A 23,840-nucleotide genomic window follows, 5' to 3' on the forward strand; every position below is an offset into this window, starting at 1 on the left:
CAGTGGGGCCTTTGACGGGCTCGCTCACGGCGCCAGCCAGTCCAGGTCTTTGCCCAGCGCATGCGTCAGGCGCTGCCAGCGGGTGGATGCCTGCGCGTCGATCTGATTGCTGGCCGTGTCGATCTTGCAACCGCCGCGTTCCACGGACGGATCTTCGATGACGCGCCAGCCACCTTTGTCGAGTTCATCGCCGATACCGTCGCGTACTACTTGCGCGTCTTCCGGGTTGAGCATCAGCAAGGCCGGTTGTTGCAGCACAGGCAAGTATTCGATGGCTTCGCGCACCATCGGCAGCATCAGTTCGGGGCGCACGGGCAAGGCGGTCTTGAGCATGCTCTTGGCCAGCTGCAGGGCCAGTTCCATCACGTCGTTGGCGATCAATTCGTCGGCCTGGTGCACGGCCGTGCCGAAGTCGACGGCGATGGTTTGCAGGTGCGCCAGTTCCACGGCCGAGGCAGCCTTGCCTTGTGCATACGATTCGGCATGGCCGTCGGCATGCCCGGCCGCGTGGCCTTCCGCATAGCCGGCAGCGCGGCCTTCCTCGAAGGCCGTGGCGCGCGCTTCCTCGCGGATGGCGTCGAGTTCTTCCTGCGTCGGGTATTCGAGCGGCGGGGCCGGCTCTTCCTCGTGCAGCTCGGCAAATGGATCGAATTCCGGTTCGGGATCCGGTTCGAGCAGCTTGCGCGCCGCCACCACGCTGGGGCGCTCGTCGCCAAACGAGGTCATTTCCCAGCGCTGGTACGCGGTTTGCTGCTCTTTGGGAATCAAATTAGACAAACGAATCCTCGCCTTTTCCGCCTAAGACAATCTGTCCTTCGTCCGCCAGGCGGCGCACGATCTGCAGGATCTGTTTCTGCTGCGATTCCACTTCCGACAGGCGCACGGGGCCTTTCGATTCGAGGTCTTCGCGCATCATCTCGCCAGCGCGCTGCGACATGTTCTTGAAGATCTTGTCGCGCAGTTCCTGCGAGGCGCCCTTCAGGGCGATGATCAGCATTTCCGACTGCACTTCGCGCAGCAGCAGCTGGATGCCGCGGTCGTCGATATCGATCACGTTGTCGAACACGAACATTTCGTCCATGATCTTTTGCGCCATGTCGTTGTCGTAGTTCTTGATATTGTCCATGACGGAGCCTTCCTGCTCGCCGCTCATGAAGTTCAGGATTTCGGCTGCCGCGCGCACGCCGCCCAGTGACGATTTCTTGATGTTTTCGTTACCCGACAGCAGTTTTGTCAGCACGTCGTTGAGTTCGCGCAAGGCAGCCGGCTGCACGCCGTCCAGGGTGGCGATGCGCAAGACCACGTCGTTGCGCAGGCGGTCCGTGAAGTGGCCGAGGATTTCGCAGGCCTGGTCGCGTTCCAGGTGGACGAGGATGGTGGCGATGATCTGCGGGTGTTCGTTGCGGATCAGCTCTGACACGGATTGCGAGTCCATCCATTTCAGCGATTCGATGCCGGAGGCATCCTTGCCGCCCAGGATGCGCGACAGCAGCACGGACGCCTTGTCGTCGCCCAGCGCCTTGGTCAGCACTTGCCGGATATATTCGTCCGAATCGAGGCCGACGGTGGAATTGAGTTCCGTCTGCGCGCGGAAGTCGCCGAGCACCTCGACCACCTGCTCGTGCGCGATGCCCTTCATGGTGGCCATGGCGGCGCCCAGTTTCAGCACTTCGCGCGGGCCGAGGAATTTCATGACCTCGGCCGCTTCGCTCTCGCCCAGTGCCAGCATCAGGATCGATGCTTTTTGCAGTCCCGTTGTCTCAGTCATTATTGCCTATCCATGCTTTGATTACGTTGGCCACCACGCGCGGGTCTTCCTGCGCCAGTTTTCTGGCCATGGCCAGGTTTTCGCGATAACCGCGCGCCGTATCTTCTTCCAGTTCTTCCAGCTCCGCTTCGCTGAGCAGGACTTCGTTTTCTTCGCCCTCCTTGGCCAGTTCCGGCTCGATGACGGGCGGCGGAGCGCCGAAATCGTCGATCTTGCGCATCACGGGGCGCAGCATCGGGCGCACGATCTTGATGAAGATGTACAGCAGGATCAGGGCCGTGATGAGGAATTTCGCCAGTTCCTTGGCCAGCGGCAAGTTGGCCGGGTCGCGCCACCACTCGAGCTTGCCTTCCGGCGCGCGGTCGATGCCGTCGAACGGCGAGTTGGCCACGCTGAAGCTGTCGCCGCGCTCCTTGTTGTAGCCCATCGCTTCCTTGACCAGATTGTTGATCTGGACCATTTCGGCAGGGGAAATCGGCTTGACCGTGACCTTGCCATCCTTGTCGAAGCTGCGGCGGTAGTTGACGACGACGGCCACCGACAGGCGGCGCAGGCCGCCCATGGATTTCTGCTCGTAGCGCACAGTCTTGTCGACTTCATAATTCGTCGTCGATTCCTTCTGTGTGGGCGCCGTCGGCGCGCCAGCCGGGGCGCCCGGCGCCTCGGCCGTCAATGGCGCCGTCGCCACGCCTGGCGGCTGGTTCGACAGCGCGCCCGGCACGCCGGACGGGTTGGCATTGCCGGCGCCCGTCGATTCGCTCGTTTGCTGGCTGCGGATGGTGGACGCTTCCGGCGGCGAGTTCGGCTTGTAGGTTTCGGCCGCCTGTTCGCTTTGCGAGAAATCGACATCGGCCGTCGCTTCGGCGCGCACATTGCCTTCGCCGACGATGGGCAGCAAGATCGATTCGACCTGCTTGATCACGCTTTGCTGCAATTGCTGCACGTATTTCAGCTGGTTCGGGTCCAGGCTCTTGATGCCGTTGGCGCGGTCCTTGTCCTTTTCCTGGTTCGACAGCAGGGTGCCGGCCTGGTCGACCACGGTGACATTGATTGGCAGCAATTCCGGCACGCTCGACGCCACCAGGTGCACGATGGCGCTCACCTGCAGCTGGTCCAGGCCGCGGCCCGGGTGCAGGTTCAGCAGCACGGAAGCCGTCGGTTTTTGCTGTTCGCGCACGAAGACGGAGGGTTTGGGCAGCGCCAGGTGGACACGCGCCGTATCGACGGCGGACACGGATTCGATCGATTTCGCCAGTTCGCCCTCGAGGGCGCGCTGGAAATTGACCTGTTCGAGGAATTGCGAGACACCGAGCTTCTGGTTTTCCATCAGCTCGAAGCCCACGTTGCCGCCCTTCGGCAAGCCTTGCGCGGCCAGTTTCAGGCGGGCGTCATGGACTTGCTCGGACGGCACGAGAATGGCGCCGCCGCCTTCGGAAAACTTGTGCTTGATGCCCAGCTGGTCCAGCGAAGCGGTGATGGCGCCGCCGTCGCGGTCCGTGTAGTTGGAGAACAGGACCTTGTACTCGGGCGGCTGGTTCCACATGTACAGGGCCACGCCGATGGCAACCAGTGCCGCCACGCCCAGGCCGCGCAGGAAATTCTTGCCCATCGGCGTCTTGGCGAAAGCTTGCACGGACTCCACGGGCGAGCGGCCAGGCACCGGTTCCGGTGGTATGCGGTTCACATCGATTTCTTCGGCTACAGCCATGATTGCCTTCCGGGGCGCGTATGTTGGGTAGTGAGTGGGGGCCGCTTCCACTGGAGGAGGGGGCGATATGCAGAATTATCCGCCACTGTCACGCGCTTCAATCGTCCAAATAGAAGGCGCTTTTGCCGCCTGCTCGGCCGAGCGGCTGGCGTTGGCGCTGGTATTGTGGAACCCTGGCAACATGTGACGGAAGTTATTGTACCCGTCGTTGCCTTGCAAGCCAGGGTTTTGTTCTCTGGGTGCAACAGGCATGGAACAGTTATGAAGCACACCAGAATCGGGAGGCGAAGTGAAAACAGGCGGTATCGATAGCAGCAGGATCGAGGCGATGATCGCGCAACTGAAGTCGGCGGCCACGCGGCCGGAGGCGAAAATACCGGCGATCCAGACCGAGATGCCGGCGGCGAAGGTGAATTTTGCCGATGCCTTCAAGAGCGCGCTCGATTCCGTGAGCGGCGCGCAACAGGCTTCGTCGGCGCTGGGGCAGCGCTTTACCATGGGTGACGAAAAGGTCAGCCTGTCGGACGTGATGGTATCGATGCAAAAGTCGAGCATCGAATTCCAGGCGACGGTGCAGGTAAGGAATAAATTAGTTGCTGCATATCATGAGATCATGAATATGCAAGTTTAACGTATCGCCAAAGCTACTGCGCGGCGCGCTTTGCGGCCTGCGATGCTCGCTGTGCTATAGCACAGCTGCGCGTCTCGGCCGCAAATCATCGCCGCTCGCTACGCTTTTGCGAAACGTTAAGCTTTGACTCTGGATTGAATTAACCCAGCCCCGCCATGCGCGCATTGCGTTCTCGTTCAAGGCGCGTGATATAGCGCTGCACGTGCGCCAGCATGCTGCGCGGCAGGTCGACGAACTGGCAGCCGAGGCGGCGGTTCAGCTTATTGTTGAGCAGGGTCATGTCCAGCGAATTGCGAATCTGCAAAGTCGCGGTGACGATGCCGACGTCGGGCAGGTCAATGCGGCAACCGGGATAGTCCCTGCCGATGGTTTCGCCCAGCATCAGTTTATTGTCGAGGATGGCGATGCCGCCGCAGCTGATGTCGGCCAGCGGAAACAGGGTGTCGGCGCCGCCCAGCGAGGGCGGCAGGGGAATCGAGACGCGCACGGGATTGCTCACGGGCGTCGTCATGCGGTAATACTCGCGCCGCTGCAGGCGGATCAGTGTTTCAGGAATGGCAATTTTCAGGGCGGGCGTGCCGCCATAGTTGCACTCTTCCACCAGGGCGCTGGCAAACAGGATACGGATCTTGTCGAGCGAGGTTTCAAACGAAATGCCGGTGGCGGCCACCATGCGCCGGTTCTGGTCGGCGTTCACGGAACGGTCGAGGATGACGGTGTTGTGGTCGGCATCGACTTCCAGGATGGACGTGACGCACACATCGGATTCACCGTGGATCAGCATGCGGATCAGCTGGTTCTTTTCGCTGATGCCGCGCAGCAAGGCAATGATTTCCCGCCGCGATTCCACTTCAAAATCGTGCCAGTTTTCGAGGCCGGAATCCATAATATGTGCTTGCATTGATGCCTGTCTATGTATCGGTGAGGTTGACGCTGGTGTCGGGCGGCGGCGGAATCGGCCCGCCATTCGCAGATTCAATATGATATAACCAGGCCAGCAGTTCCGCAATCGCCCGATACAGGCCGGGCGGAATCTGGCGGTCCAGGTCGACATCCATCAGCAGCGCCACCAATTCCTTCGACTCATGCACGAAGACGCCATGTTCGCGCGCCGTGCTGATGATCTGGTCCGCGATCAGGCCGCTGCCCTTGGCCACCACCTTGGGCGCCGGCGTGCCGCTCTGGTAAGCGAGGGCGACGGCTGTCTGCGGCACCTTGCGCTTGGTGTCGTCAAGCATCGTCTTCTCCAGCCGCCTGCGGCTTGCCGGCGATCGTCAACGATGACAATGGCCATCCGGCCGCGGCCAGCGACGCTTCCAGCCGCGCCGCATGCTGGCGCAAGGTATCGGCGCTGCCTTCGCTGCCCGCTTGCAGCTGGATGGCCACGCTGCCGCCCTGCAACACCACGTGCGCGGCCAGGTCGCCCAGCAGGGGGAACTGGAAGCGCACATTGCTGCGCCAGGCCGTCGCTTCCTCGTCTGCGTCACGGCTCTCGTGCTGCTGTCCTTCCGGCGCATCGCGGCTGATATCCCATTGCATCTTCTGCCCGGGCCAGGCTTCGCCCTGCCATTGCACGCGCGCCTGTTCGTGCGTATGCAGCTGCAAATTGATCAGTTGCGCCGATGCCAGGTCGGTGCCCGTCCTGGCGACGTCGCCCTGTGCCGCCTTCTGCATTTGCGGTTCCAGCAACAGCGAGGCCAGCGGCCGCTTGCCCTCGGCCCATTCGGCCACATGCGATTCATAGAACAGGCCGCTGCTGCCGACGGCATCCTGCAGTTTCTGGGCCACCTGGGCCGGGGCGGCGTTTGGCGAGGCCATCAGCGGCGTCTTGCCGACCAGGGACAGGGGCGCGCCGGGCACGCTTTCCGCCTGGCTGAGCACTGTGCTGATGGCGCGCGCGGTGGTACTCAGCTCCGGCGCCGGCGTGTCGCCGGCCAGGGCGGGCAGCAGATTGGCTGGCGTCAGCGGTGCGCGGCTGAGCAGGGTGGCGGCCGTGCTGCTGGCGCGCGTGCCGGCCTGGGCGGCGCCGGCCTGGGGGCCGCGCAGGTCGGCAGCCTCGGGCTCGGCTTCCGCGTCCGCATATGTCAGCAGGGCGCTGGCGGGCTGGTCGCGGTTATTGCCGATTTGAAAAGAAGGGCGGGGATTGATGCCAATCAAGGTCAGCGGGATTTCCGTGCCCGCCTGGGCGCCCGCGGGCAGCTGCATGCGGGCTGGCGTGCCGGCCACGCGCACGAGAAAGCTGCCGTCGCCCATGCGGGCCAGCACTTGTCCCTGCATGGATTTGCCGATCAGTCCCTGCAGCGAGCGCTGGAACTCGGCCTGGCGCGGGTCGGCGACGGCATCGGCAGCCCGCGTGGGCTTGACCGGGGTCAGGGGCGTCATGCCGATCGCATCCATCTTCGGCAACATGATAGCTAGCCTTGCCCCGTGGGCGTTTAGACGCCGTAGGCGTTGGCCAGGCGCCGCTCGGTGCCCGTGCTGTTGATCAGCTTGGACAATTGCGCCATCCACGGCATGGTCAGGTCGCGGATCTTGCGGTCGTCTTCCAGTATCTGCTTGATCAGGGCGACCTTGCGCTGGCGGCCGGCGGTCTCCAGCACGACTTTTTCTTCGTTCGCCTTCAGCGTGGCCACATGCGCGCTGATGCGCTGTTCCAGCGCTTCGAGCTCGTCCCAGTCGGCGTTGGTGGCGGCGGTCACCATCCGGCCCGTCAGGGTCTGCATGGCTTCGTAGGTGGTCAGGACTTCTTGGTGGGTCATCATGGATCAGGCGCTCGCAAGGCTGGGCATACGTTTTAAATCGGCGCCGGGAATGGCGGCCGGCGTGGCGCCGATGGCGTTCCAGGTTTCGCGCAGGTCGGTCAGCAGGCGCTGTACTTCCTCCAGCATGCCAAGATCGTTGCGGATGTTGGCCGCCAGCAGACGCGCGCTCATGTATTCATACAGGGCGTCGAGGCCTTCGGCGATCTGGCCGCCCACTTCCTTGTCCAGGCTGGCGCGCAAGCCATTGTCGATGATCTGGATGGCTTTCGAGATGGATTTGCCCTTTTCCGGGATGTTGCCTGAATTCATGTGCATCTGCGCGCTGAGCACGGCCACCAGGGCGCCGTCGTACAGCATGACGATCAGCTTGTGCGGCGAGGCCGAGCCGATGCCCGTTTCCAGGCCGACCTTGGCATAGGCGTTGACGCCGCGTTGTTGGGTTCCAAACATATATTTCTCCTGATGATAGCGCTTAACGGTTGGCGGCGATGGAAGCCAACTGCTGGGTCAAATAAGTTTGCGTGGACTGCAATTTGCTTAGCGTAACGTCGAGGCGCGTGTATTGGGCGCGGTAGCGTGCTTCGATTTCGGTCAATTTTGCGCTGAATTTGTCGCGCTGCGCCGCCACTGACTTCAGGGTTTCATTGATGCCGTTCGTACGTCCGGTGATCATGCCATCCGTGCCCAGGAAGGAAGTCGCCAGGTTGTTCAATTGGTAGGCATACCCTTGCGAAAAGCTGACCGTGCCGCGCGAGCCGATGACGCCTCCGGTGACTTCAATTTTCAAGCCTTCGGCTGGCGAGCCCGGGGCGCCCGTCAGAGTCTGGCCCGAGCCGACGACCGGTTGCCCGCCCAGCGTACCGGCCACGTCGCTGCCTTTGACGGGTTTGGCTGTGCCAAACAGGGTTCCAATGCCAGTCCCGGTGTCGCTGCTCACGGCGAGGTTGGAGACGGAACCATAGCGACTTGAGGAAAGGACCAGTTTGCCGGTGCCATCGATCGCGGCGGAAACCGTGGTGCCATTGTCCGAGAAAGCTTTGATGCCGTTGATTGACGATTGCACCAGTGATGCCAGCTGCGTCGGGGTGTAGGTGCCGGCCGGGATCGTCACCTTGGCCGTGTTCTTCGCGGCCGAGGGTTCCGTATCGTTCACGGTGACATTCCAGGTGGTATCGCTGGCAATCGTGGTGCTGGCCGGTATCGCAGCATCCGATGTGAGCGAACCCTGGCTGGCCATGGTGGTGATGGTCAGGTCATAGGTCCCGGGCTTGGTGGCCGCGGTCGAGCTGGTAAACGCGACGTTGCTGTCGCTGGCCTTGCCGATGGCCGAGAACAGGCCGGCGATGTCGCTGAAGTTCGCGCTGATCGCCTTGTCGAGTTTGCTTGTATCCAGAGTCAGGTTGCCATCCTTCTGAAAGGAGATACCCACCTGGCTCAAGGTGTTCATGCTGCTGCCCAGGCCTGTAATCGGCACGCCCAGCTGCCGACGCAACTGGGTCTGGATCGATTGCACGGTGGAGTCGCCGAGCAGAACCCCGCCAGTCTTGGTATCGGGGTTATACGCCGTCATTTTGCCGATCGCGGTGTTCAGATCGTTGTAGGCCTTGACGAAGGCGGTGATGCTGGTTTTGACCGTTGTTGTATCTTTGGCCACCGACAGGCTGGACGTGCCTATTTTGGTAATGCCCAAGGTGACGCCTTCGATCGCCGTATCGACGCTGTTCGAACTGCTGGTGATGGCGATGCCGTTGACGCTGAACATGGTGTTCTGGGCCGCGCTGTTCTGTTTCAAGTTTTGTGCGCCAGCCACATCGTAGGCCAGCAAACCGCTCAAGGCGCTGTCGGCGGGCTGGCCATCACTGCCGCTGAGTGTGATCTTCATGGCTGAATTGGCGCCCGTCTTTGTCGAGCTGAGCACCAAGTGATACGGCTTGTCGCTGCCATCGGAAACGATGCTGGCGGTCACGCCGAGACTGGCGTTGTTGATGGCGTCGCGTATGCCCTGCAAGGTGTTGTTGGTGGAGTCGATCACCACCGAACCAGTGGCTTGCGTGCCATCCTGCGTGAAGCCCGTATTCATATAGGCGCCGCCCGAACCTGCCGTCAGTCCGGCTGCCGCTGGATTGCTGCCGGCGATGGTGATGGGGCTGGCATTGCCCGAAGCCAGGGTGATCGAACTGGCAATCGTCACGTTCGAACCGCTGTTGGCGGCATTGGAGGCATGGCCGATGCCGCCCATGGTGCTGCCCGTGACCACTTCCTCGATATTGATATTGGAACCATCGGCGCGCGTAAATTGCAGATTGCCGCCAGCTGCCGTGCCTGTGACGGTGATATTCGCGGCGGCCAGCGCGTTCGAGACGGCATTCGGGCCCGCCAGTGTCGTATCGAGCGAAGCGGCCGTGATGCCGCTGCCTGCGGCAACGCCGTTGCCTTGCGTAACGATCTCGATGCCGCCAACCGACAGTGAATACGTGCCGTCCGCGCCGGTGGCAATGTTGCCGAAACCGGTGAACATGCTGGCGCTGCTGGCCGTCGGCTGGGCAGTGGCCGTCACGCCCGTGGTGCTGCTCTTGGCGTTGATGGCGTCGGCCAGCGCACGCGCGCTCTTGGTGCTGGCATCGGTCGGGATGGCCGTGCCATTGATAATCAGCGAGCCGTTGCTGACGCCCGTGAGCAGGGTGCTGCCGCCCAGTGCCGTGCCTGTTACACCAAATGTGCCGCCGGCGAGTGCGCCAAGCTGGAAGGACACCGTGGTCTTGGCGCCGCTGCCGATGGTCGACAGTTTGCTGGCCATGCCGCCGGACGTGAGTGTCTGGGCCTGGGCCAGCTGGGAAACATTAATGTTGTAGCTGCCGGCCACTGCCTTGGCGCCAGCGCTGGCCGACAACACCAGCGGGTCCGATGGCGTGGCACTGACGGCGCGGAAGTTATTCGAGTTGGTCAGTGCCGACAGCGAACTCTGAAAACTGCTGACGGAACCGCTGAGCGTTCCCAGCGCGCTGAGCTTGGCCTGGTAGGACGCTGTTTTCTTGTCAAAGGTATTCAGTGGCACGGCTTCGGCCGCCATCAGCTTGTCGATGATGGCGTTCACGTCCAGGCCGCTGGCGCCGGCGGCGATGCCAACGGATGAAATTGTAGGGGTGATGGCCACGGAATGCTCCTAGGAAAACGCTAATATAAGCTGTTATCGGCAGAATCAATCAGGACTTGAGAGGGGGAATTACCGCGCTGTTTTCAGGCGAAACGAAAAGGCGGGAGGAAAAAAGGGAATATTGCTGTATTTGTAATAAAATACGAGGCCCGGTAGTCAGGCTACCTGGCCCCGGTAAACTGCTGATGCGTGCTGCCACGATGCTGCGCTTCCGTGGACAATGCCATCATCTTATGCGCTTTGGCTAATCAGGGAACCCTTGGCCGAATCGAACGTCTTGGCCAGCTCCAGCGCTTCCCGGGTGGGAATCTGGCGCAGCACTTCTTTGGTTTCCTGGTCGATGACCTTGACCACCGTGCGTTGGCTGTCCTCGTCGATGGAAAATTCAATGCCTTGCGTTTTTATTTGCGATGACTGGTTCAGCTCCGATACCGCCTTGTTCAACTGCTCGCGGCTGGGTTCTTTGCTGGCTTGTTGTGGTGCAACTGCGTCGTTTTCCGTCGTCGTGCGTGGCGTTGCCGGGCGCGCCGCCGACGTATCCGTCGCGGTGTAACTCTTGTCTATCCTGGCCGCGGAGGCGGCCGCTATCGTATCGATAGTCATGGTGCTCTCCTAGTGAAAATTCCCCTGCCGAAAAAATCCGGCAGGGGAATCAGAGTTCTACGCTGTTGCCTGGCTAATCGGAGATTAGCCGCGCAGCAGACTCAGGACGCCGTTTGGCAGCGAGTTCGCTTGCGCCAGCATGGCCGTACCAGCTTGTTGCAGGATCTGGCCGCGGGTCATGTTGGCCGTTTCCGACGCAAAGTCCGTATCGACGATGCGGCTGCGCGATGCCGACAGGTTTTCCGTGGTCGATTGCAGGTTCGAGATCGCCGAAGCGAAGCGCGATTGCAATGCACCGTACTGAGCACGTTGGCCATTGACCGTCGACAAGGCTGCATCGGCGATTTTCAAGGCCAGCTGAGCGCCATCGAACGTCGTGATGTCGATCGACGCGACGGACTTCAGTGACGAACCTTGGTTGGCGGCGCCTGCACCAGTCGCACCCAGACCCAGACCGGAACCGGCATCGGTGACGGAGAAGCTGCTGTCCGAGTCGAACGTCACGGTGCCGTTTGCAACAGCGACAGCTACAGCGCCTTTGTTATCGACCGCTGTGGTCTTGGTGCCGTCGAGCTTGTAGCTTGCGACATCGAACTTGGTGTTCGCAGTAGCGCCGTTGGTGAGCTTGATGTCAGCGCCATTGGCATTGCTCAGCTTAATACCGCCGTTTTTCGTGTCGTACTGAGCCGTCACGCCGGTCTTTGCCGATTGGGCATTGATGGCGTTGATGCCTGCTGCGAAGTCGGTGGCGCTGCTTGCGCTGCCGCCAACTGCGAAGGACACGGTGACAGGAGTCTGGGCTGGATCGTTGTCCGATGCGATCTGGAACGAGTACGATTCGGCGGCCAGGGCCAGGTTGGTTTCCGTTTTTGCCGTAGCGGTGACACCGGTAGCGCTGGTTTTCTGGTTGATGCCAGCAGCGATCGATTTAGCCGTGTCCGACAGGACAGCTGGAGGACCTACGGCAGCGGTAGCCGTAGTGTAGGTGGCGGAACCGAGCTTGCCGTTGATGGTGATGGCTTTTGCATCGGCAACGTTGGTTGACGTTGCTTTGACTGCAACAGCATCATTCTCAATACGGTTGTTGCCGTAGGTATTGGTCAGGAAGTTTGCGCCGCTGGCCGAAATCAGCTGATTCGCGTCCGCGCCGACCTGGAAGTTGGCCGTGCCCATGGTGCCGTCCAGCAGCGCCTGGCCGTTGAACGAAGTGGTTTGAGCGATGCGGTTCAATTCCGAACCCAGTTGACCAACCTCGGTTTGCAGAGCCTGACGGTCGCTCGACGAGTTGGTGGCGTTCGACGATTGAACTGCCAGTTCGCGGATACGTTGCAGGATGTCGCCCGAGCTCGACAGTGCACCCTCGGCCGTTTGAGCCAGCGAGACGCCGTCGTTTGCATTGCGGGTTGCCTGCGTCATGCCGCGGATTTGCGACGTCATGCGGTCGGAAATCGCCAGACCAGCAGCGTCATCCTTGGCGCTGTTGATGCGCATACCGGAAGACAGGCGTTGCAGCGAGGTGGTCAAGGCCGATTGCGAAGTCGACAGGTTGCGTTGCGAGTTCAGGGAGGCGATGTTGGTATTAATTACTGCAGCCATGATAATTCTCCAAACAGGTACTACATTGCGCTATGTGCTAGTCACTTTGGCCTGCCCCGCTGTTCCGGGACAATCAAGCCGCTGTTGTTTAGGGTAACGGTTGCTCTGCGGGAAAATTTATAGCGGAAAGTGCTTTAAATTTTAATTTTTAGCCCTTCAGTTTGTGCCTGACTGCGCGCTAGACGACGGCGTTTGAGAAAACTTGAGGGTAAAAATAATTTTATTTTGCTGGGCTGGCTAGGACTATGAGCAGATCGTATCTCCTGGAGTGTTGCAAATGAAATCTCCTGGAGTGTTGCAAATGAAGTCTCTTGCGTGCCCAAGTCGTTGACGGCAGCGTCTTGCTGTTACAGCTTACCTACTTCAGGATGTGGCAGGAATTGTTCTTGTTCAGGCTGCAGCTATCCTCCAATTTCTCGGCTCATCCATCTGATTTTAATATTCTTGATTTTAATTATTTCCCAATGGTCTTTCCAGCGTTATAATTATTTTTTTATCATGTTTGATATTTTTTTTGTTTTAAGACGTCAAATATCATTGGGGTTTATTTTTAATTATATATGCGATGTGCTTGATATGCTCAAAGGAAGGAAGTTGGTATGAAATGTAATAGGATTATTTTTTCTGTGCTGCTATTGCTGGGGGAGGCATTATTTGCACAGCAAAGTTTTGCGAAAGCCGTTGTTATTGCGCCTATGGAAGATGTTTCGGTCTACGGCAATGGGCGCAACGGTAATACCTATTTTTATAGTGGAATTTATGCGGGAAATGTTTTTAATGGAGGCGTAGCCAGAATGTATGAGAAGTTCAGCTTGCCTGCATATGTTGCCGGAAATTCCGTGACATCTGCACTGTTCGAAATATCGTACTCACCAGGGCAGAGCTATATGAATGGTCCCCCCCTGCAAATCTGGGCGATGTCAAATGACTGGGATGGCGGCACGCTGACCCGGGGTAGAACGCCGGTTATCGATTACACTACATTGCTGGGGAAAATCAAGACCGGCATCAATTCCACGGTCTATATCGATATGACTGACTTCGCCAATCAGCAGTATCAAAAAAATGCCGGAGCGATGAGTTTTGTGATCATGTCGAAGAATGAGGGGCGGATAGCGGATGATTTTACTTATTTTAAAGAGAAGAAGTCACTGAATGTGACGTTGACTTCGGCGGTTCCGGAACCATCAACATATGCGATGATGTTGATCGGACTGTTAACACTGCTCTCACAGAAAACTCTATTCTCTCAAGCACTTGGTTCTTGGCGTAGCCGTCAGCGCGGTTAGTTATTGTCAGCAAATGATGAGAAGGTGCCGCTGCCGCTGCCGCGGCACCAACGGAGGTAATTGACTCAATCCGCCACCACCACCCGATTCTTGCCCGTCTGCTTGGCCTGGTACATGGCGCGGTCGGCGCGTTTGACGAGTTCGGCCTGGTCTTCGTTGGGCAGGCGCAGGGCCACGCCGGCGGAGAAGGTGATCAAGACTTTTTCGTTGTCGTGCAGGAAGAAATGCCGGGTCAGTTCGCGTTGCAGCCGCGTCATCGTCGATGAGGCCGCTTCGACCGTGGTTTCCGGCAGCAGGATGAGGAATTCCTCGCCGCCGAAGCGGGCGATGACGTCCATCGAGCGCAGGGTTTCCTTGACGATTTTCACCAGATGTTTCAGCGCGGCGTCGCCGGCCAGGTGGCCATAGGTGTCGTTCAGGCGCTTGAAGTCGTCCAGGTCCAGCATGGCGATGCACAGGGGCGTGCCGCGGCGGTCCGAGCGGGCCGTCTCGCGCTCGAACACGTCGTCCAGGCCTCGGCGGTTCAGGCTGCCCGTCAGCTGGTCTTCCCGCACCAGTTCGCTCATATGCTGGAGCTTCGCTTCCAGCGTGTGGATGCGCTGTTCCGCATCCTGCACTTCCTGGCGCGCCAGCACCATCTTGTCGCGCGCGCGCAAGGCCTCGTTCTGCACCATGCGCGTTTCGCGCAAGACTTCGTCGAGAACGCTGTTCAACTCGCTGATATTTTCCGCCTGGCTGATCTTTTCCGAATAGCCGCCGATTTTTTCATGGAAGTCGCCCGTGCTGGCCGCCACTTGCCCCAGGCGGTCGATGAAGGTCATCATCATGTTTTTGACCGTCAGCTTGACGTCGGACAGGCTGTGCTTGAGCTGGCTTTGCTTGTAGATGACTTCCTTCAGGCTGCGCGTGGCGTCTTCCAGCGCGCGCTGGTCGAGCGGACCGGCGATCAGGTTCTGCACGGCGTCGACCTGGCCGCGCAGCCAGCTGTCGTCGTCGAGCAACTGGCTGACGTTGTCCAGCAGCAGCTTGAACAGGCGCAGCAGCAATTCCTGCTGCTCGGCCGTGTCGCCGCTTTTCAGTTCGATCTGGTAGCACAGTTGTTTCAGGCGCAGGGCCGCTTCGTTCAGCGCTTCTTCCGTATGGGCCAGCTTGATCGCCGCGCCCAGGGACTCTGCCTCTTCCACCAGCGCGGGCGTGCCCGTCAGCAAGGTGGCGACGGCAAAGCCCAGGGTGCGGCTGAGCAATTCACGCAGGGTGCGCGTCTGTTCGCCGTCCGGCAGGGGCGGCAATTCGATGCCGCCGCTTTTCTTGACCTGTTTCTCGGCCAGTTGCGCCAGGGTACGTGCATAGCCATCCCAGTCGCGCGCTTTCAGGGCGCGCTGGAAACGCTTGCCAAAGTCGCCCAGTTCGCCCGCCGATTCGCTCATCTTGGCGGCGAATTGCGTGAGGACGTTTTCCGCGCCGCTCTCCGTGGGTGCGCTGGCAGCCAGTACGGCTCCCGGCGTAGCCGGCGTCTCGGCCGCTTCGCTGATGCCGGCGATTTCATTGTAGATGTCGCGGTAGGCGCTCGGCGTGGGGGCGATGCGGCGCGTGGCCAGGCGGCGAAACGCTTCGCGGGCGATATCGGCCGGGTTCATCGCCGCAGCGGCGGCGGTATTCGTGGTGCCAGCGGGAGCACCTGCTGGTGAAGATGGCAATTTACTGGACATGTAGGCACAGCCTTTTTAGATATTTCTCATTATCCTCATGATATGCGAGTTGGCAAAGAACTTATTGTGCGAGAAGCAAGGAGAAGTCCTGTCAATTCGCCCGATGCCAGCGGGCATGCCGCTTTGCCGTCAATCCACCAGCTGGTTGCGGATGGCGTAATGCGTCAGTTCCGCGCTGTTCTTGAGCTTCATCTTGACCAGCAAGCGGGCGCGGTATTCGCTGACGGTTTTCACGGACAATTTGAGCTCTTCGGCGATAGCGCCCACCGCCTTGCCCGAGGCAATCATGACCAGCGTCTGGTACTCGCGGTCCGACAAGGTGTCGTGCAAGGCCGTTTCGTGGTCTTCGCCCACCGTGTTGGCCAGTTCCTGCGCCAGCGAGGCGCTGATGTATTTCAACCCTTGCGCCACTTGGCGGATGGCCGTGACCAGCTCGCGCGGCGCGCTCTGTTTCGTCAGGTAGCCGGCCGCGCCCGCCTTGAGCGAACGGATGGCGTACTGGTCTTCGCGGTGCATGGACAGCATCAGCACGGCCAGTTCCGGTTTTTCCTTCTTGATCTGCTTGAGTACCTCGATGCCGCTGCGGTCGGGCAGTGAGATGTCAAGCAACAACACCTGGCATTTCGAGCCGCGGAACAGTTTGATGGCGTCGTGGCCATTTTCAGCTTCGCCGGCCACGATGATGTCCTTCGTGTCGGCGAGGATTTGCTTCAAGCCTTCGCGCACGATCGCGTGATCGTCGGCGATGAATACCCGGATGGTGGCTTTTTCTTTCATGACTGCATTGTTTCCTATCTAATTCACCCACTAGGCCGCGTCTGGCGGCGGCCCGCTGTGCGCGGGCGCACTGGCTGCAGCCGCTATTATCGCCTCTCGCGGGGTGGTCAGACGGATTTTTATGCTCAGGATGGTGCCGCCGTCCGGCCCATCCATCAGGCTCAGGCTGCCGCCCAGCGCGCTGGCCCGTTCGGCCATGCCGCGGATGCCGAACGACTGCGGCTTGGCGCGGTCGGACAGGCGCATGCCGACGCCATTGTCGGCGATGGTCAGGCTGATATGCTGGCGCTGCCGGGCCAGGCGCACGCTGACCTTGCTCGCCTGCGCATGCTTGGCGATATTCGTCAGCGCCTCCTGGGCGATGCGGAACAGGCTGGTCGCCTGGTCCAGCTCGAGGTCGATGTGCTGGCGGTTGGAAATGAACTGGCACTCGATGCCGGCCTGGCGCGCGAATTCCTTGACTTGCCAGTCCAGCGCGGCGACCAGGCCCAGGTCCAGCATGGACGGGCGCAAGTCCAGCGAAATGCGGTGCACGGCATCGATGCTGCGGTCGACCAGGGCATCGACATAGTCGGCCTTTTCCTGCAACTGCGGGTCGTCCGGCGGCAGGCGGCGCGCCAGCATGGCCAAGGCCATCTTGATGGCCGTCAGGTTGCCGCCCAGGTCATCGTGCAATTCGCGCGCCAGGCGCGTGCGTTCGTGCTCCTTGACCTTGTCGATATGCGCAGTCAGCTCGGCCAGGCGGGCGCGCGACTGGCGCACTTCGCTCTGTTCCAGCCGGCTTTCCGTGATATTCGTCATGATGCCTTCCCACTGCACCGTGCCGTCGGCCAGCGCGCGCGGCGTCGAGCGCAGGTTGATCCATTTGACGTCCTTCCAGGCATCGATCCAGATCCGGCCTTCCCAGTTCCAGCTCCACAAGGCGCTTTTTGAGGCTTGCATCGATTCCAGGTACGAGGCGCGGTCGTCGGCCAGGATCAACTGGTAAAACAGTTCCGGGCGCGCGTGCAGCAGCGCCGGGCTCAGGCCCAGCAGGGCCTGGCAGCCTTCGCTCAGGTAGGCAAAGGACGCCCGTCCATCCGCATGCAGGCAGAACTGGTACACGAGGCCCGGCGTATTCGAGACGATGGCGTTGAAGCGCGACTGCACCTGCGCCAGGGCGGCGGCCGTCGCCTGCGGCGTGCGCAAGTCTTCGCCCTCGGCCAGCAGCAGGGGGCGCCCCTGGCGCTGGGCACGCGACAGGTGCAGGCTGAGCGAATACAGGCTGCCATCGCGGCGCCGCTGCTGCACGTGCAGCCTGGCTTGCGCGCCGATGCTGTCGTCCAGGGTGGCCAGCACGGCGGCCAGCTGCTGCGCGTCGAGCTGCGGCGCCAGCGTGAAGGGCGTCATCGCCAGCAATTCCTTGCGCGCATACTGCAAGTTGTCGCAGGCGGCATCGTTGGCGTCCAGCAATTGCAAGCTGGCCGCGTCGTACAGGTAGATTTCCGGCGCCGCCGCGCGCAGGGCGGGGGCCAGCCGGGGAGTGTCGTGCATGGAGTTGCCTTTCTTCATCAGCGGCGGGCGCGCCAGAAGGCGGCAAAGCGGCGCAGCACCCTGGCTGGGCGGGAATTATGACGCCCTGGCGTGCCCTTGCGCAAGCGCTGCCACCAGGCGCGGCGGGCGCGGCCCAGCGCGGCCGACAGGCGGCTGACACGGCGCCACGGGCGCGTGGCGCGCAGCCGGGCGATCCAGCGGTCCTTGGTTTCCATGAAGAGGCCATGCCAGCGCGCAAACCACGGCAAACTGAGCAGGGTAGGGCGCGTCAGCGAATACAGGCGCGCGACGGCGGCCGCGCCGCCCAGCTTGGCGATGACGATCACGCCGATGCCGGAAAACGCATGGCCGCGCGCGATCGCCAGCAGGGCCAGCAGCTTGACGGGAAACAGCAGCACGGCCGGCAGCACGAAGATGGCCAGCGCCCAGTACGGCGGCAGGCGCTTGATCCACGCTTCAAGCGCATGCAGGGGCGGAAATTGCGACACCACCTGCATGATGCGCGCGCCCGTCGCCCATAGCCATTCCTCGATCAGCAGGCAGATGGCGGCCAGGTAGACCAGCGGCGCGAACAGCCAGCGCCTGACTCTGTAGAATTTTTTCATCCGTCTCCGTGTGCGGCCCACGTTTGCCGCGATTGCCACGATGATACGTCAAAAAAGCCCGCCTGCCCCCGCATCCCGTGTGCCCATGGCTCCCTGGCGGGGCTACAATAGGCGGATGAATAAAGCCTTTGTAAAAGAATCGGACAACGACGACGATGAAGAAGCGGCCGCGCTGGCGTTGGCCATTCCCGCCGGCGCCAAGAACTACATCACGCCGGCCGGCTACCAGCGCATCAAGGAAGAGCTGCTGCAGCTGATCGACGTTGACCGTCCGGAAGTGGTGCGCATCGTCCATTGGGCGGCGTCGAATGGCGACCGTTCGGAAAATGGCGACTATATCTATGGCAAGCGCCGGCTGCGCGAAATCGACCGCCGCATCCGCTTCCTCACCAAACGCATGGACCTGGCCGCCATCGTCGACCCCAGCGTGCACCATGGCAACGACCAGGTGTTTTTCGGCGCCACGGTTACCTACCGCACCAGCGACGGCGAAACGCACACCATCACCATCGTCGGCATCGACGAATTCGACCCCCTGAACGGCAAGATCAGCTGGGTCTCGCCCATGGCCCGCACCATCACCAAGGCGCGCGAAGGCGATGTGATCACCCTCAACACGCCGTTGGGCGAGCAGGAACTGGAGTTGCTGGAAGTGACGTATCCGGCGCCGGGGGAGGGGTAAGCTTGCGGTGACGCAGGACGCCAGAGGCGCGCGCTGGCACACTGACCTTTCAGTTGGTATCAGGAGTTGCCATGCCCCGTCGCCTTCGGCTCGTCTTGCCCGGCGTTCCCTTACATGTGGTGCAACGTGGCATGAATCGCCAAGCTTGCTTTATTGATGGGCAAGACAAGCAGCGTTATCTGGATTATCTGCACAGTTGTTTGGCGCTTGCACCATGCCATCTGCATGCGTATGTGCTGATGAATAATCATGTGCATCTATTGCTTTCCACGCAAAGCACAACGTCCCTGTCGTCACTGATGAAAATGCTGAACCAGCGTTATGTGCAGTATTTCAACTGGCGTTATGGCTGCACCGGCAGTTTGTGGGAAGGCCGCTACAAATCTTGCCTGGTGCAGGGCGAGCGTTATTTATTGATTTGCCAGCGCTATATCGAACTTAACCCTGTCAGGGCCGGTATCGTGGCATTGCCTGGTCAATATTGCTGGTCCAGTTATCGAAGCAATGCGCAGGGCGTGCATGATGATCTGCTGTCTCCGCATTCTTTATATATGCAACTTGGATGTGATGTGCTTGAGCGGCAAAAGACATACCAATCGTTATTTCAGGATGAATTAGGCGATCGCTGCATCGGACAACTGCGAGAAGCAGTCAATGCTGAATTTGCGGTGGGTGATCAGGCGTTTTTACGACGCGTTGCGGAACTGAACCGGTAGCCCGCAGCGGAGATCCGGGGTCAGTCGCTTCGCGATCGGAATACGTCCCATTGGGACGTATTCCCCCGGCGGGTCTGACCCCAGCTTGTTGCCGCGTGAATCAGTTACGCTCGCGCAGGATGCGGTTGACGCCGGCCACTCTGCGCACATTGCGCAGCAGGGCGGCCAGGTGGACCCGGTCCTTGACCTGCACGGTGAAGCGCAACTGGTCGAGCACGTTGTCCTTGTCTTCGTCCATGCCGACATAGATGATGTTGGCGTCGGACTCGCCGATTTCGGCGGCCACGCGGGCGAGGATGCCCCGTTCGCTGTTGATCAAGACCTTGATGCGGCAGTCGAAGCGGCGGTTCAGTTCGGTTCCCCAGCGCACGGCGATCCAGCGGTCCGGTTCCTTGGCGCGCTGGCGTTTCGCTTGCGAGCAGTCGCTCGTGTGCACGAGCAAGCCCTGGTCGCGGCGCAGCTGGCCGATGATCTGGTCGCCGGGAATCGGCAGGCAGCATGGCGCCAGTTGCACGGACACGCCTTCGCTGCCGCAGATGGTGACGGGGTCGAGTTCGCTGCCGCTGTTGTGTTCCACGGGCATGCTGGCCGCTTCGCCGCCGATCAAGCCGAAGATGTGGCGCGCCACCAGGGTGGCCATGCGCTTGCCGATGCCGATGTCCGCGTACAGCTCGTCCATGGAATTGGCGCTCGATTCGTTGAGCAGGCGTTCGACCAATGGCGCTTGCAGGTCGGCGTCGATGTTCAGGGTGTGCAGCGCCTGTGACAGCAGTTGCTGGCCCAGGGCGATCGATTCGGGCAGGTTGATCGTGCGCAAGTGGTGGCGGATGGCCGAACGGGCCTTGCCGGTGCGCACGAACGACAGCCACGTCGGGCTGGGGCGCGACGAGGAATCGGTGATGATTTCCACGATGTCGCCATTGTGCAGCTCGGTGCGCAGGGGCGAGGTTTCGTTGTTGATTTTCACGGCCACGGTCTGGTCGCCGATGCCCGTGTGGATCGAGTAGGCGAAGTCGATGGCCGTGGCGCCGCGCGGCAGGGCGATAATCTTCGATTTCGGCGTAAACACGTAGACGGAATCGGGGAACAGGTCGACCTTGACGTGTTCGAGGAATTCGGCCGAGTCGCCCGTCTGCTGCTGGATGTCGAGCAGCGATTGCAGCCACGCATGGGTGCGCTGCTGCAGGTCGGACGGGTTCGATTCGCCGCTCTTGTACAGCCAGTGCGCCGCCACGCCCGATTCGGCCGTGCGGTGCATTTCCTGCGTGCGGATCTGGAATTCCACGGGCGTGCCGTACGGGCCGATGACGGTCGTGTGCAGCGACTGGTAGCCGTTCAGCTTGCGGATCGCGATGTAATCCTTGAACTTGCCCGGCATGGGCTTGTACAGGCTGTGCAGGGTGCCCAGGGTTACGTAACAGTCGGCAAAGCTGCCCACCACCACGCGGAAACCGTACACGTCCAGTACTTGCGAGAACGACAAATGCTTGCTGCGCATCTTTTTATAGATGTCGTACAGGGTCTTTTCGCGGCCCGTGACGTCGGCTTCGAGCTCGGCCATGGACAGGGTGCTTTTCACCGCTTCCATGATCTTGTTGACCACCTCGCGCCGGTTGCCGCGCGCCGCCTTGACGGCTTTCGCCAGGGTGCGGTAGCGCATCGGATACAGGTGCGAGAACGACAGGTCCTGCAGCTCGTGGTAGATGTTGTTCAGGCCGAGGCGGTGCGCGATCGGCACGTACACTTCCATGGTCTCGCTGGCGATGCGGCGTTTTTTCGCCGCCGTCATGAAGTCCAGGGTGCGCATATTGTGCAGGCGGTCGGCCAGTTTGATCAGGATCACGCGCACGTCGGACGCCATGGCCAGCAGCATCTTGCGGAAGTTTTCCGCCTGCGCTTCGATCTGGCTCTGGAATTCGATCTTTTCCAGCTTCGACAGGCCGTCGACCAGGTGCGCTACCGGAGCGCCGAAGCGCTCGATCAATTCTTCCTTCTTGACGTCCTGGTCTTCCATGACGTCATGCAGCAGGGCGGCCATGATGGCTTGCGCGTCGAGCTTCCAGTCGGCGCAGATTTCGGCGACGGCGATCGGATGCGAGATATACGGCTCGCCCGAGCGGCGCATCTGGCCCAGGTGCATTTCGTCGGAGAAGCGGTAAGCTTCCTTGACTTTTTTCAGGTCGGCGGGAGACAGGTATTCGGCCAGCTTGTCGGCCAGGTGGCTGACGGAAGCCACGCCGAGGGCGGGCGCTGGCGGTACTGCGGGGGTGTTGCTGCCGGACGTGCCGGCGCCGGGCGCGGAAGCGCCCTGCGATTTTGCCGCCTGGCGCGAGGCCAGGGGCGGCAGTGCTGCGGAAGTCGTGTCGGCTGGGGTCAGACTCATAAAACGTCGCGTTGCTTCACAGTGTGAATAAAGGATACGGTAGAACCAGGGGTCAGCACTGTTCCGGCACGCGGGTTCCCACTTACATCGGGACCTTTTTCAGCATTTCGATACCGACTTTACCGGCAGCGATTTCACGCAGTGCGACGACGGTAGGCTTGTCCTTGGCTTCGACCTTTGGGGTGTGGCCTTGCAACAACTGACGTGCGCGATAGGTCGCAGCCAGGGTCAGCTGGAAACGGTTAGGGATCTGCTTCAGGCAATCTTCGATTGTGATACGGGCCATAGTAACTCCTAAAATTTTTGCGTGGTGCTGTGTGAACTGGCGTGCCGTTGCAGCGTTTTTACTCTGCGTGCAGGCCCAGCTGGGCGAATAGCGATGCGTTGCGGGCCGCTTGTTGCGCAAACCGGCAACGGGCCGCTCTCACGATCGCGCTCAGTTCGGACAAAGCGACCGTAAACTCTTCATTGATAATAACATACTCGAACTCGGGAGCGTGTGCGATTTCGCCGCCGGCCGCCAGCAGGCGGCGCGTGATCACGTGCGGCTCGTCCTGGCCGCGCTTGTTCAGGCGTTCTTCCAGCGCATCGATCGATGGCGGCAGGATGAAAATGCCGGCCGCGCGGGGAAATTGCTTGCGCACCTGGCGCGCGCCCTGCCAGTCGATTTCCAGCAGGATATCCGTGCCGGCGGCCATTTGCTGTTCCACCATGATGCGCGAGGTGCCGTAGTAATTGCCGTGCACTTCCGCCCATTCCAGGAATTCGCCCTGGTCGGCGCGCGCGACAAAGTCTTCCGCCGTCGTGAAATAGTACTCGCGGCCATGCTGCTCGCCCGGACGCGGGGGGCGCGTGGTGGTCGAGATCGACAATTTGATGCCGGGCTCTTGCGCCAGCAATGCATTGACCAGTGTCGATTTGCCGGCGCCCGATGGCGCGGCGACCACGAACAGGCTGCCGGAGAAGGCGGTAGGGTGGCTCATGCGGATCTTTCCATTTGCGTGTGATGGCGGCGTGTGCGCTTGCATGGGCGCCGCCCAATTCGGTATTTTACCAAGAGGCAAGGCGACGAGCCAGCCCTGCGATGCGCCTGCACATATTTTGCTTGTTATCCTGAAGAAATAGTTATCTAATTTGGAATATTTTTTCTTTATCGACAGGATGTGCGCATGAAAAATTTCCCGTTTCTCAGTATTGCCCAGGCCATGCTGTTGCTGCGCGTGGCCATCGCCGTGATGTTCATGGCGCATGCCATCACGCGCATCGCCAACGGCACCATTCCCCGCTTTGCCGGTTTTCTGGAAGACAAGGGATTTATCTATGGCCTGGCTGTCGTGTGGGCGATTACCATCGTCGAGATCGTTTGCGGCAGTTTGCTCATCGCCGGCAAATACATGCGCTGGGCGGCGGCCGGTCTGATGGTGATCTGCCTTGGCGGCATCGTCATCGTGCATGCGGCGAAGGGCTGGTTCGTGGGCGAGCATGGCGCCGGCGGCGTGGAGTACAGCATCGTGCTGTTTGTCGCCTGCGTCGTCATCGCCGCCAGCGACAGGGCGCGCACCGGAGCGCGCCTGGCGTAAGTTGCGTGCCCTGTTTCAGCGGGGCAGCCGGCCCAGGGCGATTTCGCCGCTATTGAGAACGATGGCCCGTCCATTCACATCGGTGCAGTCGCGGTTGCTGATGCGCACGATGGCGCTGTCGACCGAGACTTCCGCGCCCAGGTTGCTGCGCGAGCAGATGCGGTAGGAGGCGGCGTCGGCGCCCGTGTAGATGGCGGCGCCGCGTTCCTTGAGAGCGAAACACCCGGAGGCGCAGCCTTCAACCGCATACGGCGACGGCTGCTGCGCAGGTTGCGCTTGCGCGCCTGCCGCCAGCAGCGCCAGGGTGACGCTGGCGAGCGTCAGGATGCGTGGTGCGGTCATGG

The 23,840-nt window shown here is 61.0% G+C and carries 25 protein-coding genes; 5 read left to right on the forward strand and 20 right to left on the reverse strand.

The window, feature by feature from the left end; genetic code table 11:
* Positions 1-24: 24 nt before the first annotated feature.
* From CSQ95_RS06565 to CSQ95_RS29995, 4 genes are all read right to left on the reverse strand, one after another.
* Positions 25-726, reverse strand: coding sequence for a flagellar assembly protein FliH (locus tag CSQ95_RS06565; protein WP_099408992.1), 702 nt, complete (start codon positions 724-726; stop codon positions 25-27).
* 43 nt (positions 727-769) lie between these two features.
* A complete protein-coding gene (gene fliG / locus CSQ95_RS06570) occupies positions 770-1,768 on the reverse strand; it encodes a flagellar motor switch protein FliG (RefSeq protein WP_034754023.1) in 999 nt (332 codons plus the stop codon).
* A complete protein-coding gene (gene fliF, locus CSQ95_RS06575; protein ID WP_099408919.1) occupies positions 1,761-3,476 on the reverse strand; it encodes a flagellar basal-body MS-ring/collar protein FliF in 1,716 nt (571 codons plus the stop codon). Before fliF ends, fliG begins: the two co-directional genes overlap by 8 nt.
* Before the next feature lie 75 nt (positions 3,477-3,551).
* On the reverse strand, positions 3,552-3,908 hold the full coding sequence (locus CSQ95_RS29995) for a hypothetical protein (protein WP_254670553.1): 357 nt from the start codon (positions 3,906-3,908) through the stop codon (positions 3,552-3,554).
* On the opposite strand from CSQ95_RS29995, the gene fliE reads away from it, so the two are divergent.
* The gene (gene fliE / locus CSQ95_RS06580) at positions 3,805-4,107 is read left to right on the forward strand and encodes a flagellar hook-basal body complex protein FliE (RefSeq protein WP_230502628.1); all 303 of its coding nucleotides are present in this window, start codon (positions 3,805-3,807) and stop codon (positions 4,105-4,107) included. The genes CSQ95_RS29995 and fliE overlap by 104 nt on opposite strands.
* A gap of 139 nt (positions 4,108-4,246) precedes the next feature.
* Here fliE and CSQ95_RS06585 read toward each other — a convergent pair whose 3' ends face one another.
* The 8 genes from CSQ95_RS06585 to CSQ95_RS06620 form a co-directional block, all read right to left on the reverse strand.
* On the reverse strand, positions 4,247-4,993 hold the full coding sequence (locus tag CSQ95_RS06585; RefSeq protein WP_092711001.1) for a flagellar brake protein: 747 nt from the start codon (positions 4,991-4,993) through the stop codon (positions 4,247-4,249).
* 25 nt (positions 4,994-5,018) lie between these two features.
* Entirely contained in the window at positions 5,019-5,345 is a 327-nt protein-coding gene (locus CSQ95_RS06590; RefSeq protein ID WP_035821344.1) for an EscU/YscU/HrcU family type III secretion system export apparatus switch protein, read from the reverse strand.
* Entirely contained in the window at positions 5,338-6,516 is a 1,179-nt protein-coding gene (locus CSQ95_RS06595; RefSeq protein WP_099408920.1) for a flagellar hook-length control protein FliK, read from the reverse strand. The genes CSQ95_RS06590 and CSQ95_RS06595 overlap by 8 nt, the downstream gene beginning before the upstream one ends.
* Before the next feature lie 26 nt (positions 6,517-6,542).
* Positions 6,543-6,869, reverse strand: coding sequence for a flagellar protein FliT (locus CSQ95_RS06600; RefSeq protein ID WP_070289139.1), 327 nt, complete (start codon positions 6,867-6,869; stop codon positions 6,543-6,545).
* Between the two features lie 3 nt (positions 6,870-6,872).
* Positions 6,873-7,319 (reverse strand): flagellar export chaperone FliS, encoded by a 447-nt coding sequence (fliS, locus tag CSQ95_RS06605; protein WP_070222372.1) that lies wholly within the window; start codon positions 7,317-7,319, stop codon positions 6,873-6,875.
* A gap of 22 nt (positions 7,320-7,341) precedes the next feature.
* Positions 7,342-10,023 (reverse strand): flagellar filament capping protein FliD, encoded by a 2,682-nt coding sequence (gene fliD / locus CSQ95_RS06610; RefSeq protein WP_254679472.1) that lies wholly within the window; start codon positions 10,021-10,023, stop codon positions 7,342-7,344.
* 231 nt (positions 10,024-10,254) lie between these two features.
* Complete coding sequence (locus tag CSQ95_RS06615; RefSeq protein WP_070289140.1) at positions 10,255-10,626, reverse strand: flagellar protein FlaG; 372 nt, start codon at positions 10,624-10,626, stop codon at positions 10,255-10,257.
* A gap of 84 nt (positions 10,627-10,710) precedes the next feature.
* On the reverse strand, positions 10,711-12,222 hold the full coding sequence (locus CSQ95_RS06620; protein WP_070222376.1) for a flagellin: 1,512 nt from the start codon (positions 12,220-12,222) through the stop codon (positions 10,711-10,713).
* 599 nt (positions 12,223-12,821) lie between these two features.
* Between CSQ95_RS06620 and CSQ95_RS06625 the strand changes: the two genes are divergently transcribed.
* Positions 12,822-13,511 (forward strand): DNRLRE domain-containing protein, encoded by a 690-nt coding sequence (locus tag CSQ95_RS06625; protein ID WP_099408921.1) that lies wholly within the window; start codon positions 12,822-12,824, stop codon positions 13,509-13,511.
* A 65-nt stretch (positions 13,512-13,576) separates the two neighbouring features.
* Here CSQ95_RS06625 and CSQ95_RS06630 read toward each other — a convergent pair whose 3' ends face one another.
* The 4 genes from CSQ95_RS06630 to CSQ95_RS06645 form a co-directional block, all read right to left on the reverse strand.
* Complete coding sequence (locus tag CSQ95_RS06630) at positions 13,577-15,148, reverse strand: diguanylate cyclase (RefSeq protein ID WP_070222378.1); 1,572 nt, start codon at positions 15,146-15,148, stop codon at positions 13,577-13,579.
* Positions 15,149-15,349: 201 nt separating this feature from the next.
* Positions 15,350-15,997, reverse strand: coding sequence for a response regulator transcription factor (locus CSQ95_RS06635; protein WP_034753998.1), 648 nt, complete (start codon positions 15,995-15,997; stop codon positions 15,350-15,352).
* A gap of 30 nt (positions 15,998-16,027) precedes the next feature.
* Positions 16,028-17,530 (reverse strand): sensor histidine kinase, encoded by a 1,503-nt coding sequence (locus tag CSQ95_RS06640; RefSeq protein ID WP_257217969.1) that lies wholly within the window; start codon positions 17,528-17,530, stop codon positions 16,028-16,030.
* A gap of 17 nt (positions 17,531-17,547) precedes the next feature.
* A complete protein-coding gene (locus CSQ95_RS06645; protein WP_099408922.1) occupies positions 17,548-18,135 on the reverse strand; it encodes a hypothetical protein in 588 nt (195 codons plus the stop codon).
* Between the two features lie 115 nt (positions 18,136-18,250).
* On the opposite strand from CSQ95_RS06645, the gene greB reads away from it, so the two are divergent.
* Both greB and CSQ95_RS06655 read left to right on the forward strand, forming a co-directional pair.
* Positions 18,251-18,817 carry a transcription elongation factor GreB gene (gene greB / locus CSQ95_RS06650; RefSeq protein ID WP_077407784.1) on the forward strand — a complete coding sequence of 189 codons (567 nt, stop codon included), beginning with the start codon at positions 18,251-18,253 and terminating at the stop codon, positions 18,815-18,817.
* A gap of 71 nt (positions 18,818-18,888) precedes the next feature.
* Positions 18,889-19,533 carry a transposase gene (locus CSQ95_RS06655; RefSeq protein ID WP_099408923.1) on the forward strand — a complete coding sequence of 215 codons (645 nt, stop codon included), beginning with the start codon at positions 18,889-18,891 and terminating at the stop codon, positions 19,531-19,533.
* Positions 19,534-19,633: 100 nt separating this feature from the next.
* Here the strand turns inward: CSQ95_RS06655 and CSQ95_RS06660 are convergent, their stop codons facing one another.
* The 3 genes from CSQ95_RS06660 to gmk form a co-directional block, all read right to left on the reverse strand.
* Entirely contained in the window at positions 19,634-21,916 is a 2,283-nt protein-coding gene (locus tag CSQ95_RS06660; protein ID WP_099408924.1) for a bifunctional (p)ppGpp synthetase/guanosine-3',5'-bis(diphosphate) 3'-pyrophosphohydrolase, read from the reverse strand.
* An 82-nt stretch (positions 21,917-21,998) separates the two neighbouring features.
* On the reverse strand, positions 21,999-22,202 hold the full coding sequence (gene rpoZ / locus CSQ95_RS06665) for a DNA-directed RNA polymerase subunit omega (protein ID WP_010400723.1): 204 nt from the start codon (positions 22,200-22,202) through the stop codon (positions 21,999-22,001).
* A gap of 58 nt (positions 22,203-22,260) precedes the next feature.
* Positions 22,261-22,899 (reverse strand): guanylate kinase, encoded by a 639-nt coding sequence (gene gmk / locus CSQ95_RS06670; RefSeq protein ID WP_099408925.1) that lies wholly within the window; start codon positions 22,897-22,899, stop codon positions 22,261-22,263.
* 186 nt (positions 22,900-23,085) lie between these two features.
* Here gmk and CSQ95_RS06675 point away from each other — a divergent pair, with 186 nt between their 5' ends.
* Positions 23,086-23,496 (forward strand): DoxX family protein, encoded by a 411-nt coding sequence (locus tag CSQ95_RS06675; protein WP_071650226.1) that lies wholly within the window; start codon positions 23,086-23,088, stop codon positions 23,494-23,496.
* Between the two features lie 15 nt (positions 23,497-23,511).
* On the opposite strand, the gene CSQ95_RS06680 is transcribed toward CSQ95_RS06675, so the two are convergent.
* Positions 23,512-23,838 (reverse strand): hypothetical protein, encoded by a 327-nt coding sequence (locus CSQ95_RS06680; RefSeq protein WP_070222386.1) that lies wholly within the window; start codon positions 23,836-23,838, stop codon positions 23,512-23,514.
* Positions 23,839-23,840 lie beyond the last annotated feature (2 nt).

The sequence above is a fragment of the Janthinobacterium sp. BJB304 genome (assembly GCF_002735765.1).
Taxonomy (GTDB): domain Bacteria; phylum Pseudomonadota; class Gammaproteobacteria; order Burkholderiales; family Burkholderiaceae_D; genus Janthinobacterium.